At 38.7% G+C, this 12,553-nt stretch carries 13 protein-coding genes; 5 read left to right on the top strand and 8 right to left on the bottom strand.

Features of this window, described 5'->3' with window-relative positions; genetic code table 11:
• The first annotated feature begins 64 nt into the window (after nt 1–64).
• Entirely contained in the window at nt 65–1,318 is a 1,254-nt protein-coding gene (locus P8610_RS03945) for a dicarboxylate/amino acid:cation symporter (protein WP_394603168.1), read from the top strand.
• A gap of 140 nt (nt 1,319–1,458) precedes the next feature.
• On the opposite strand, the gene P8610_RS03940 is transcribed toward P8610_RS03945, so the two are convergent.
• The 4 genes from P8610_RS03940 to P8610_RS03925 all read right to left on the bottom strand — a co-directional run bounded on the left by P8610_RS03940 (nt 1,459) and on the right by P8610_RS03925 (nt 4,476).
• The gene (locus P8610_RS03940; protein WP_394603167.1) at nt 1,459–2,457 is read right to left on the bottom strand and encodes an inorganic phosphate transporter; all 999 of its coding nucleotides are present in this window, start codon (nt 2,455–2,457) and stop codon (nt 1,459–1,461) included.
• A 12-nt stretch (nt 2,458–2,469) separates the two neighbouring features.
• On the bottom strand, nt 2,470–3,087 hold the full coding sequence (locus P8610_RS03935) for a DUF47 domain-containing protein (RefSeq protein ID WP_394603166.1): 618 nt from the start codon (nt 3,085–3,087) through the stop codon (nt 2,470–2,472).
• A gap of 313 nt (nt 3,088–3,400) precedes the next feature.
• Nucleotides 3,401–3,847, bottom strand: coding sequence for an NUDIX hydrolase (locus P8610_RS03930; protein ID WP_394603165.1), 447 nt, complete (start codon nt 3,845–3,847; stop codon nt 3,401–3,403).
• 44 nt (nt 3,848–3,891) lie between these two features.
• Entirely contained in the window at nt 3,892–4,476 is a 585-nt protein-coding gene (locus P8610_RS03925; RefSeq protein ID WP_394603164.1) for a TetR/AcrR family transcriptional regulator, read from the bottom strand.
• A 144-nt stretch (nt 4,477–4,620) separates the two neighbouring features.
• Here P8610_RS03925 and P8610_RS03920 point away from each other — a divergent pair, with 144 nt between their 5' ends.
• The 3 genes from P8610_RS03920 to P8610_RS03910 all read left to right on the top strand — a co-directional run bounded on the left by P8610_RS03920 (nt 4,621) and on the right by P8610_RS03910 (nt 8,385).
• Nucleotides 4,621–5,508: an ABC transporter ATP-binding protein gene (locus P8610_RS03920; protein ID WP_394603163.1), complete on the top strand. Its 888-nt coding sequence runs from the start codon at nt 4,621–4,623 to the stop codon at nt 5,506–5,508.
• The gene (locus tag P8610_RS03915; RefSeq protein WP_289496078.1) at nt 5,505–6,311 is read left to right on the top strand and encodes an ABC transporter permease; all 807 of its coding nucleotides are present in this window, start codon (nt 5,505–5,507) and stop codon (nt 6,309–6,311) included. Before P8610_RS03920 ends, P8610_RS03915 begins: the two co-directional genes overlap by 4 nt.
• 202 nt (nt 6,312–6,513) lie before the next feature.
• A complete protein-coding gene (locus P8610_RS03910; RefSeq protein WP_394603162.1) occupies nt 6,514–8,385 on the top strand; it encodes a heavy metal translocating P-type ATPase in 1,872 nt (623 codons plus the stop codon).
• A gap of 48 nt (nt 8,386–8,433) precedes the next feature.
• Here P8610_RS03910 and P8610_RS03905 read toward each other — a convergent pair whose 3' ends face one another.
• The 4 genes from P8610_RS03905 to P8610_RS03890 all read right to left on the bottom strand — a co-directional run bounded on the left by P8610_RS03905 (nt 8,434) and on the right by P8610_RS03890 (nt 11,322).
• Nucleotides 8,434–9,021 (bottom strand): YtxH domain-containing protein, encoded by a 588-nt coding sequence (locus P8610_RS03905; protein WP_394603161.1) that lies wholly within the window; start codon nt 9,019–9,021, stop codon nt 8,434–8,436.
• A gap of 148 nt (nt 9,022–9,169) precedes the next feature.
• Nucleotides 9,170–9,361, bottom strand: coding sequence for a cold-shock protein (locus P8610_RS03900; protein ID WP_394603597.1), 192 nt, complete (start codon nt 9,359–9,361; stop codon nt 9,170–9,172).
• A gap of 63 nt (nt 9,362–9,424) precedes the next feature.
• A complete protein-coding gene (locus tag P8610_RS03895; protein WP_394603160.1) occupies nt 9,425–10,378 on the bottom strand; it encodes a helix-turn-helix transcriptional regulator in 954 nt (317 codons plus the stop codon).
• 500 nt (nt 10,379–10,878) lie between these two features.
• Complete coding sequence (locus P8610_RS03890; protein ID WP_394603159.1) at nt 10,879–11,322, bottom strand: MarR family winged helix-turn-helix transcriptional regulator; 444 nt, start codon at nt 11,320–11,322, stop codon at nt 10,879–10,881.
• A 225-nt stretch (nt 11,323–11,547) separates the two neighbouring features.
• On the opposite strand from P8610_RS03890, the gene P8610_RS03885 reads away from it, so the two are divergent.
• Entirely contained in the window at nt 11,548–12,390 is an 843-nt protein-coding gene (locus tag P8610_RS03885) for a DegV family protein (RefSeq protein ID WP_394603158.1), read from the top strand.
• The last annotated feature ends 163 nt before the right edge of the window (nt 12,391–12,553 follow it).

The raw sequence follows: 12,553 nt of genomic DNA, 5'->3' as shown, positions 1-12,553 counted from the left end.
AAAATATTTTTTCCGTATAAAATAGATAAAGTGGCTATGAATCTATTTAAGGAGAGAATGTAATATGAAAAATACGTGGAAAGCGTACCGCTCGCCTATTATTTTACTTTTGGCTATTATTGTCGGAAGCATTGTCGGTTCAACAATGGGCAAGGATGCAGCGGTTCTAAAGCCGTTTGGGGATTTATTTCTAAACGTTATGTTCATGATTGTTGTTCCACTCGTTTTCTTTTCCATTTCATCGAGTGTGGCGAACATGGCTGGAGCAAAACGATTTGGTAAAATCATTAGCTCTATGCTGATCGTCTTTTTGTTTACAGGTACGGTTGCAGCAATCATCAGTATGGCTGGAATTAAGATTTTTCCGCCTTCAGAAGGAGTTAAAATCGACCTTGTAAAACCTGATTCATCAAGCGAACAAGTATCAATCGGTGATCAACTTGTAAGTACGGTAACGGTACCAGACTTCGTCGACCTTTTAAGCCGTGCAAATATGTTAGCACTTATTCTTTTTTCCGTTTTACTAGGACTGGCAACGTCAAAAGTCGGAGAGAAAGCAAAACCACTCGCAAACTTTTTATCTGCGGGAAGCGAAGTTACTCTGCAGATGGTGAAGTACGTCATGTACTATGCACCAATAGGGTTAGGTGCTTATTTCGCAGCATTAGTTGGAGAGTTTGGTCCAACACTGCTTGGTTCTTATTTTAAAGCGGTATTGTTCTACTATCCTTTCTCTATTCTGTATTTCTTTGGTTTCTTTACGCTTTATGCGTTTATGGCTCATGGAAAGCTTGGGATTCGTACATTCTGGAAAAACATGCTTTCGCCATCTGTTACAAGTCTTGCAACATGCAGTTCAGCTGCAAGCATCCCTGTTAACTTAGAAGCAACAAAGAAAATGGGAGTGCCAGATGATATCAGCGAAACGACAATCCCGCTTGGTGCAACACTTCACAAAGATGGTTCGGTTATCGGTGGAGTTCTAAAAATCACGTTCCTTTTTGGGATTTTCGGTATGGATTTCTCAGGCCTCAACACGTATCTGCTTGTTGGTGGTGTTGCTCTTTTAGTAGGGATGGTTATGGGAGCAATTCCTCAAGGTGGTTTAATCGCAGAAATGCTGATTTTGTCCCTGTTTGGTTTTCCTCCAGAAGCTCTTCCAATCATTGCTGCGATCTCAGCTATCATTGACCCGCCGGCCACATTGCTGAACGCAACAGGGGATAATGTAGCAAGTATGATGACAGCACGTTTAGTTGAAGGGAAGAACTGGCTCCTAAAAAAGACAGCTCCATTAACTCAGCAAAAAGGTGCATAAAAATGGAAGACTCTCTAACTTACACTATAGTTAGGGAGTTTTTTTGATCAATGATACTCGTTACATAAATATGTTGAAACATATTTAGAAGTTTTACGTATAACATAAAAAAAGCCCGGGATAAGCCCAGGCTTTGTACATTAAAGGAATAAATTTAAAACAAAATAAGATAAAGCGGCTAATAAAGCAGAGATTGGCAATGTAATACACCACGTGATCAACATTGTTTTTGCAGTACCCCATTTAACACCTTTTAAGCGGTGAGATGCACCTACACCTAAAATAGAAGATGTAATTACGTGTGTTGTACTAACAGGGATTCCTAAAACAGACGCTCCAAGTATGACAGAAGCACCTGTTAAATCCGCAGAAACACCGTTAACAGGACGAATCTTCATTATCTTCCCGCCAACTGTTTTAATAATCTTCCATCCACCTACGGATGTTCCAAGCCCCATTGCAAGCGCACAGGAAACTTGTACCCATAATTGAATGTCCGTACTGTCTGTGTAGCCGTTTGCGATTAAAGCCATCGTGATGATTCCCATCGCTTTTTGCGCATCGTTTGTTCCATGTGAATAGGCTTGGAATGCAGCTGTAACAACTTGAACTTTACGGAAACCATTGTTTGTTTTCGTTAAGTTACTATTTTTAAACAACATCTTAATAATATTATAAAAGATAAATCCAACTGCAAATGCTAAAATCGGTGAAAGTAGTAAACCGTAAATAATTTTAAGAAATCCAGAATAATGCAAAGCCCCAAATCCTGCAGCTGCGATCGCAGCACCTGCGATGGATCCAATAATGGCATGTGATGAGGAACTTGGAATACCGTAGTACCACGTAATTAAGTTCCAGGCAATTGCTGCAATAAGAGCTGCTAGTATAACCACTGACCCGTTTTGAAGTGTAAAGGGATCCACGATATCTTTTGTGATTGTTTTGGCAACACCAGTAAACGTCATGGCTCCGACAAAGTTCATGACAGCAGCCAGTATAATGGCTCTTCTAGGTGTTAAAGCTTTTGTTGAAACGGATGTTGCAATCGCATTCGCTGTATCATGAAACCCATTGATAAAATCAAAGGTAAGCGCACCGATTACAACAAGAATGGTAATGAGTAATACTGTATCCATACCAGCCACCCGTTACGCGTTTTTCATAATGATAGATTCGATTGTATTCGCAACGTTCTGGCAGCTGTCGGCAATGCCTTCAAGCACTTCATACATTTCTTTGTACTTAATCACTTTAATTGGATCTGTTTGAGTTGCAAACAATTCACGCTGTGCTTCACGATATAAATCGTCACATTTTGATTCGTAATCTTTAATTTTAATAGCATGTTCACGCATTTCAAGAAGTTTTTTCTCGGATAAAAGGTTAACTGTCAGTAGAATTTCATCAGCGCTTAGCTGGATGTACTCAACAAACTTAACCATGTATTGATCAGGGTTTGTGATCGCATAAATGTCAAACAAAGCAGATGATTGCTCAATTCCATCTAAAATATCATCCATGCTCATTGCAAGTGACAAGATATCTTCTCTCTCAATAGGTGTAATAAATACTTTGTTCAGTTCCATGATTACCGTATGAACGTAAGAGTCACCTTTTGATTCAAGTTGTTTCAGATGATCTGCAAACTCACGCAAGTCATCACTGTTCTTGATTTTGAAGTCGTGGAAGTAACCAGCAGATTCTTTTAAGTTGCTGGCAATATCCGTTAGCATGACCATGAACTTATCCTTTTTCTTTGTAAACATAGTACCCTCCAAAAGAAATGTCTTTAATCCTTTTTCTTTGTTTCTCTTTTTTATAATGGCAGCTTTTCTCTATGTAAGCTTTTTACCCATCCAAAACATTATATATAAAGTCGAAAAAAATTGATAGTTTTTGTCGAATTTGTAGGTTTTGTAATCAAAAATTTACAAACAATTTACAAAAGGGGTATTGCTAATTTTGTTTGGATATTCCTATTGAAAAGGTGGCTTTAAACTGCTTCCTCATTCGTTCAACAATCCAGAATCTATCCAGCCAGGAAAAAAGAACGGAAATTAATGACCCGTTCTTAAGTCCTCAATATGCAGTTGACGTAATTAAGCGGTCTTTAACCATTTGTGCTCGTGTAATGCTTTCCCTTACGATCGGTCCGGTAGATGGGTGAGTAAGAATTTCTTCAGTTGTCAGCCAAAGTATATTCTCGACCTCATCTTTACTTTTGGGGTGAGCTTCACCTGATTCGTATTTAGCCAGCATGACGATATCTACAACTTTCTTACCTGAATCCGAGATAAAGGAAGTACTATGGACGTAGTGAAGAGGTTTATATATTGTGACACCTACTTCTTCATATACTTCTCGAATGGCTGTTCGCTCTAGGATATCAGAAGAGTTTCCTTCATCCTCGACTTGACCGCCTACTAGAGAAAGTGCACCAGCGGCATGTTCTTCTTTTAAACTGCGTTGAATGATTAACCATTTATCCTCTTTGTAAACTGCGGCTTCTACATTAACAATAAACATGATTCATCTCCTTAACATGCTTGTTTATATGGTTGTTTCTTTAATCATTTTGGCATAGACAATCCATAGAAAAACATTTGAAAAATATCAGTGGCCAGCTTTTTACCGTTTTCGCCCGTGATCATTGAAATCAGCATATCGTTATTGAAAAGCTGAATATAAAGCATAATCGACTGCTCAGACAATTTCGGATTGATCTCTCCGTTCTGCTGCGCTTCTTTTATTAACCCTATAATTAACGGAATGGCATATTTGGCTTGAAATTCAGACAGGTAAGTTCTTAACTCTTCATCGTTTAACATCATCTCTTGAATTACTTCAGGATGGATGTTCAGCACCTCGTTTGTTTTATGAAGAATGCTTGCTTTCATTTTTTCTTGAAAGGAAAGGTCTTTATTAAATAGATTCTTATGGAACTCATATTGCTGTTCAGTAAAGTCTTTAACAACTTCCCGAAACAACGTTTCCTTGCTTCCGAAGTGATTATAGATGGTCACCTGTGATACACCGGCTTGCTTAGCGATGTCTTCGATTTTTATATCTTTAAAGCCTAGTTGCTGGAAGAGGGAAAAAGCAGCTTGTTTGATATCTGCTTTCTTTTGTTCTTTGCGACGTTCATATCCGTTCAATTTCCTTCACCTCTTTATTAGAATAAAACATATTTTGAAAAATAACAAATAAGATATTTCAAAAAGTATTGCTATGAAAAGAGAAAAGAGATATGATGATTTTGAAATATAATCGTAAAAATATTTCAAAAAGAGGGTGGGACAATGATTAAAGTAGAGGGACTTACAAAGGCATTCACACCAGAAAAAGGATTGTTTGATCTGCATTTTGAAGTAAAAAAAGGTGAAGTTTTTGGATATATTGGACCGAACGGTGCTGGGAAATCAACAACAATTCGTCACTTGATGGGGTTTATGAAACCAGATAGCGGTCATGCTTCAATCCATGGGATGGACTGCTGGAAGGACTCTGCCCGTATACAGGAGCAAACAGGCTACCTTCCCGGAGAGATTGTGTTCTTAGAAGGAATGACAGGTTTGGGCTTTCTGACTCTTATTCAACAAATGAGAAAGTCGAAAGAAACAAAAAGAAGAGATGAACTGATTGAACGGTTTCAGTTGGATGTAAAAACTCCTATCCGTAAGATGTCTAAAGGGATGAAGCAAAAGGTAGGAATTATCGCTGCATTCATGCATGAGCCTGAAGTGCTCATACTTGATGAACCTACTTCAGGACTTGACCCTCTAATGCAGCGTGTATTCATTGATTTGATTTTGGAAGAAAAAAAGAAAGACAAAACCATTCTCATGTCATCACATAGTTTTCAGGAAATTGAACGTACATGTGATTCGGCAGGAATTATAAAGGATGGCAAATTAGTTGCGTTAGAAGACATGCATTCGCTAAGAACCGTTCAACGGAGAGTGTTTGAAGTGAAAGTTAAAACCGATGAGGATATAGAAAAAATGGTTCAATCCTCACTTTTAACGGAAGTAAGAGGGAACAGAACCGTCCACATCACCGTACAGGGAAATGACCAGGAATTTATCCAATTGTTAAGTCAATGTGAAGTGCAACATTTGGATACAAGGCCACAGGATTTAGAAGATATCTTTATGCATTATTATGACAGAAGGGAAGTGGCAAGATGAGCTGGCCTCTATACCTTTCTATGATGAAGAGCCATCTGAAGATGCTTGGTGGTTTTATATATGGTGCCGTAGCTTATATCGTACTAATTATATGGATCTATCCATCCATCGCAGATATGAAGGGATTTAACGACATGATTGCCGCATTGCCAGAGGGAATGCGAAAGCTGATCGGAATGGAGAATGGCATTAACTCGTTGTCTGACTATATAGCGGGTGAATTTTACGGCATGTTGTTCTTGATCATTTTGATGGTATATGTGATTTTAACTTCCACCCGATTAATGGCACGCCTTGTAGATCAAGGATCTATGGCGTATTTACTCGCAACGCCAAATTCAAGGCTTAAGATTGCTGTAACACAAGCGGCTGTCATGATTACGGGACTTGGCTTAATCGTGGCTTTTACTACTTTAAGCGGCATTGCAGCCAGCGAGTGGCTGATCAGCGGTTATGAACTGGACGTTGCGTCATTCATTAAACTAAATGTGTTAACCTTCCTCATTTTTTCCTGCATTGCAGCTTATTGCTTCCTTATTTCATCTGTATGTAACGATGAAAAGAGGGCGCTCGGAATATCAGCAGGTATCACACTTGTTTTCTACATGTTTAACATGGCGGGCAAGTTAAGTGAGAAAACAGAATGGCTGTTAAACTTTTCAATCTTTAAGTTGTATGATCCCATTAAAATGATTAACAACGAAACAGATGCTTTACTGACGGGTTCCATCCTTACCGTAACAACGCTTCTTTTGTTTGCAATAAGCATCATTTTATTCAAGCGAAGAAATCTGCCGTTGTAAGTGATTCTAAATTCGTGAGGTTCCGTGTATAATAAAGTAATTAAATCCTGTCACATTAAAAAAAGTTAAACATACACTGTTAGAGCTAGGAACCGAATATTGGATAGTTTTCAGGCTGCTGTCGTAAAAGACGGCAGCATTTCTGCTTTTTAAGGGTACTTGAGGATGATAGTTATTATCAAATACACGGGAGGGATGTTCAGTGGAACTCTCTGCACGGACTCAACTTATTATGGCAACGACAGCTGGGGTATTCATACTTTCGGCCTGGATGATGGAAAAGTATACAGACTCCCCTTTTTATGTTCTTTTTTATCTGTTAGCTTTTGTTGTTGGCGGGTACGCAAAAGCGGTGGAGGGAATACAGGCAAGTCTCAAGAAAAAGCAGTTAAATGTAGAGCTTTTGATGATGTTTGCTGCGATCGGTTCGGCTGCAATTGGTTATTGGGGTGAAGGAGCTGTCCTTATTCTTATTTTTGCCTATTCTGGAGCGTTAGAGATGTACACTTTGCAAAAAAGTGACAGAGAGATTAGAGCACTTATTTCCCTACAGCCTGAAGAAGCTTGGCTCATTTCTGGTGATAAAGAATTTAGGGTGAATGCTTCATCCTTAGAACCAGGCAATATGATAAAGGTTAAGCCTGGTGAACGCATAGCTGCAGATGGCATTGTTTTAAAAGGCAGCTCATTTGTTAATGAATCAGCTCTGACAGGAGAACCGATACCAAAAGAGGTTGGAATATCATCAGCAGTTCTTGCGGGAACTCTTAATCAATCGGGTCTTCTGGAGGTCCAGGTTACAAAGCACATGAAAGATTCTATATTTCAAAGAATGATAGATCTTGTGAATAAGGCGCAAAGTGAAGCGCCTCCTGTTCAAAGAAAAATAGAAGAATTTGAAACGAAATATGTTCTTTTTGTACTGTTAGCTGCTGCGCTAACCGTTTTAGTGCCTGGATCAACTGGGATATGGAGTTATTCGGAATCGTTATACCGAGCGTGTGTTCTTTTAGTTGTTGCGTCTCCTTGTGCACTAGTCGCGTCCACCATGCCTGCACTTCTTGCCTCTTTATCAAATGCGGCTAAGCACGGAATTCTTTTTAAAAGTGGCGTTTTTCTAGAAAAGTTAAGCCTTGTTAACGTGGTCGCCTTTGACAAGACCGGGACATTAACAAAAGGCTGTCCTTCTGTAAAACTAGCTGAATATGTGCACGATGCATATGAAAGAGAAGACTTGATTTCTATCATATATGCCATCGAGAAAAATAGTACGCATCCGCTTGCAAAGGCAATTATGGAAAATCTTCAATCAGAGACAAAAAGGTCTCCACAGGAATTGTCTCTTTTCGAAGATTTTCCCGGGAATGGTGTAAGTGCTGTAATTGAGAGAGTCACTTGGAGAATTGGCAGTCGGAGCTGGACCGGGATCTCTGAAAAACAAGAATGCAAACTTTTGTCTGAAGTAGTAGAGGAGGAAGGGGAAGCGGGTCATACAGTTGTATATGTTACTGCAGACGATGAGCTTGCAGCCTATTTTTTAATTGGAGACACAATAAGGGAAGAAACAGTGGAAGCCATACAAGCTCTTCAGGAGAAACAGATTTTAACCCTTATGCTGACAGGAGATTCAAAACGGGGGGCAGAAGCAATTGGCAGACTGGCAAAGGTAGATCAAGTCGGTTATTCTTGTATGCCTGAAGATAAAGTTAATACCGTGAAAAATTGGAAAGAACGCCAAAACATTGTAGCGATGATCGGTGATGGGGTAAATGATGCTCCAGCACTTGCTGTCGCTGATGTTGGTGTAGCGATGGGCATGGGAAGTGATGCAGCCATTGAAACGGCAGATGTGGTGTTAATGAAAAACGATCTTAGCAAACTTCTTTATGCAATGAAACTATCAGAACGACTATCTAAAATTATTAAGCAAAATATTGCATTTTCGATCGGTGTCATTTTCGTACTGCTTTGTGCCAACTATCTAGAATTTCTTACCCTGCCGTTTGGAGTGATCGGACATGAAGGAAGTACAATTTTAGTCATTTTAAATGGCTTGAGGTTATTAAAGGGATAAAAAAAAGCCGGACATCATGTCGCGGCTTTTTTTTGCTTGTTAATTTATTTAAAATGAGTTTCGGTTAACATCACTTTGTTTCTTTTCGTAAGTCGAATCCGTTCCTGTTTTTTGCTGAGTATCGGTTGAATTCATCGTGCTTGGAGTTACGACAGCTTTTGTTTGTGTTTGTGAATTAGTTTGGAAACTGTCTTTTTCCGCTTCTCTTTTTGCCTCATCAATTGCAGATTTTGTTTCACTTTTCGCTTCGCTTACCGTACTCTTCGCTTCTTGCAATTTTTGACGTGCAGAAAAAGAGAGGTTTCCGGATTTTTCTTTAATGGATGCAACCGTGTCTTTTGCGTCCATCTTTCCAAGTTGTGCTTTAAGCTTTGTTTCATCTCTTAATTGCTGAGTGCGTTCCTTTAGCTTAATAGATGAATCACGCAGGTCGTTTCTAAATTCATTTCCTTTTTTAGGAGCATATAAAAGTGCTGCAGCCGCTCCAACTAGACTCCCAACTACAAGTCCTGTAGTAAATCCAGAAGAATTCCCTTTCTTGCTAACGTTTGTATCGTAATTGTCACGTGTTTGGAAATCCGAGTGTGTGAAAACGGGCTCCGCTGTAGTCGTTGTTGTCGTTGTATCGTTACGCATAGTATCAAATCCTCCTTTTAGTCTGTATACAAATCGTACCCGGATGGAAGAAGAACTAAACCCTTTATTGTTAGCAGGTATAGCATTTGCAAGTATAAACATAGAAAAAGCCGGGCAAATTACACCCGGCTGATTTCTATTTATTTCATTAGCTTTTGAGTTCAGGAAGCATACGAATTTCCTCATTCATTGCTGATTGACAAATGGGGCATTGCGGTTCTTTTTGCAAAGAATAGTCAGCGCGCATCCAGCATGAGCAACCGTCACTCGTACATGCCCATACCTTTGTTTCTACGTCTGGAATCGGCTCTGCAGGTTGTTTTGAAAAAAAGCCATAGATATCCCCCTTTTCTGTTCTACTTATAGTATACGCCTAAAAGAGGAAAAATATGTATCATTTTGATTACATATTTAAAATAGCTTTATTTTGAGCATGAATTTCTTTCGCCCACTGTGCATGAAGTTCTTTAATTTCCTTAGGGGAGTGAATGATGATATTCGTTTTTAAAGGCCACAAATATTCAGCAATTTTTTCTATGTATGTGACTAAAATATTCCCGGTAAGACCTTCAGTGTTTTCATTAATCTTATTTAAAAATTGATTCAAAATAGTGTGAGACTTGCAGTAAGGTAACCCACCTGGAGCAATTTCAGCTTCTAGTTTTAAATAGCTTCTTGGTGAAATTGCGGAAGCCCAGTTGTGAATCGTCACATTTGAGAAGTCTTTTACTTCCATAGGCTCATAGTTAATTACAGCGTTTTGAATGTCTATAAGTTTGAAAATATGAAAATCCATTAGTGAGTAACAATAAGCAGGACAATACCATTCACCATTTTCGCTATAAATACCAATCAGCTGAATGTTGCAATACATCTTTTGGTCGTTCATCTTATAGAGTATCGTAACGATTTTTTGTTTAACAGCTGCTTCTAATAAAATGGGTGCAAGTGAATTTTGAGGAGGCAATGGAAGTTGAATGGAAAGTCGCTTATGAATCTGCTCCCAGTTTTCCTTTGCATCGTCGGGCAAATAGTGATTTAATTTATTTTCAATGGATTTACTTTGCAGCTGAAACGGAAATGCTGTCTGTTTGTATGCTTGTAAGCTGTAGAGGATGGCTGATGCCTCCAATTCAGTAAATCCAATTGGTGGAAGGATCCGATCGTTTTCAATCCGATAACCGCCATGCGGTCCAAATTCTGAAACGATGGGCAATCCCATTTCAATAAGGTTTAATAGATCACGCTGTATGGTTCTCGTGGATACTTGGAACTCTTCAGCTAATTCTTTTAATGTGAAATGCTTCTTTGAGTTTATGGAAAGTAAAAGTCTTTCCAACCTTTTTATCTTTGACATGTTTGACCCCTATTTTTTGTATTCAAACTTTAGTACTAGTCTTGTCTGTTATATCGTACATTTTTACTGAAATGTTAAGGTTTATCCAAATAAAGTCAAAAAAAATATTGCTTTTCTTGAAAGGTTACTCTTATTTAAAAAAAGAAGAGGGGATCAGTTGATTTCTCCCTTCAGGATGCTTACATTCCTCCGGGGTGTGCGCAGAGCGGCAGTAAAAGGTGGGTTATCAAGGAATTAGTCCTATCGTTCATAAACTAAAATGATTCAAGAAGGCCATGGGCGCTTTTCACATCCATTTCTCTTATAACGCAAGCGGTGAATAAGGACACCGCACCTCCTGCGGAAAACGAGTCATGTAGCAGGAATGAACTCTATTAAATAGCTTATTTCAATGTAATCAAATAAAAAAACACGTTATTCTAAATAGAATACGTGTTAATTCTTAAGTATGAAAGGTAGTAAAACTAAGCTGCGTATATTGTTTTAGAGGGATTTTTAATTTAGTTCTTAACGATTGAAGAAAGGTGTTCAATACAATGAACCATATCATCAAGCTGCTTTTGAGTCAGCTGTGACATGTACTTCAATAGTACTCCGTTTCTTTTTTCCTGAATCGCAGTAAATGCTACTAAACCGATTTCATTTAGCTGCACATATACAATTCTTCGATCCAGATCTGAGCGATAACGATCCACTAATCCCCGTTTTACCAGACGGTCAATGATAACGGTAGTAGCACTTGCGCGTACTTTCATAGCATCAGCAATCTCAGAAACCGTCCATTTCTCGCGGGCGGAAAGTGTCTTTAGTATTTGGAATTGAGTGGAGGTAATCTCTTCTTCTTCCCAAATCTCAGGTTTTAACACATCCATGATTTCTACAAATGCTTTCTCGATGCGCTCTACATCCATTAATACATTTCTACTATCTGCTACCACTTTCACAGTACTGCCTCCTTAGCTTACATTACTCCTATTTTAATATAAATTTCCGATAAGTTCCATTAAATGTAGTATAAAGTATCTAGTTTTTAATGTGTACCCCTGTGCTAGTATTTAAACTATTGAAATATAGATTTAATTTAGAAATAAAAATATTTTTTCTAGAGAAAAGAGGAATTTCTTTTCTTTCTATCTAATAAAAAATAGAGAGATAAAGGGGGATGCAAGATGGCACGTATTGCATGGGTTACAGATAGTACAAGCTGTATTACCCAAGAAGAAGCTAAGAAGTTAGGTATTCATATTATCCCGGTTTCAATTATTATGGAGAACAAAATTTACAAAGATGGTGTAGATATCACACCGGATGAGTTTTATTCAAAATTAGAAACCGTCACAGAATTGCCTAAAACAAGCCAGCCTACGGTGGGGGAGTTCTCCGATTTTTACGAAGTTCTTAAACAAGATTATGATTGCGCAATAGCCATACACGTTTCCGAGAAATTTAGCGGAACAATCAACGGCTCTAGACTTGGTGCGGAAATGGCCGATTTTCCAGTACACATTGTGGACTCTAAAATAATATCGGAATCAATGAAACAGCTTCTATTAAAAGGGATGAAGCTTGAGGAAGAAGGTTTGGAACCAGAAGAAATAGCTTCAGTGCTTCGAGAAACAGCCAATCACGTCAAAGGCTATGTATGTATTGGAAGTCTTGAACAGTTAAGAAAGGGAGGAAGGTTATCAGGAACAAGTTTCCTAGTGGGAAATCTTCTTCAGATCAAACCAATCCTTACATTTGACGATGGTTCACTCGTTCCTTTTGAAAAGATCAGGACACTTAAGAGAGCAGAGTCACGTGTACTCGCTCTGTTTGAAGAAGCTGCTGAACAAAAAGGTGCTTATGGAGTAAGTGTGGTATACAGCGGATCTTCTGAGAAGGCAGAAGACTGGCTTCATCTATTAAAAGAAAAATATCCAAACATCACATTCAACTTAGGACAGCTGAGCCCGGCAGTCGGTGTGCATGTAGGAGCAGGAACGCTAGGCATTCTTTGGTTTGAAGAATAGGGGTCTGACCCCACACAAATACAAAAGCAGCAAAAATGTCCATTTCAAATGGACATTTTTGCTGCTTTCAAGCTCTTCTGCTTCCATACACTTTTGCCTAATCATGCATTTTCCACCAATCCACTCATCAGATGTTTACGGTTTAAGAATTTTTATGTGCTAT

It is taken from the genome of Fictibacillus sp. UD, assembly GCF_043558025.1.
In the GTDB taxonomy this organism is placed as follows: Bacteria; Bacillota; Bacilli; order Bacillales; family Fictibacillaceae; genus Fictibacillus.
The sequence above is the reverse complement of the archived record's forward strand: the minus strand, read 5'-3'. Positions and strand labels throughout refer to the sequence as shown.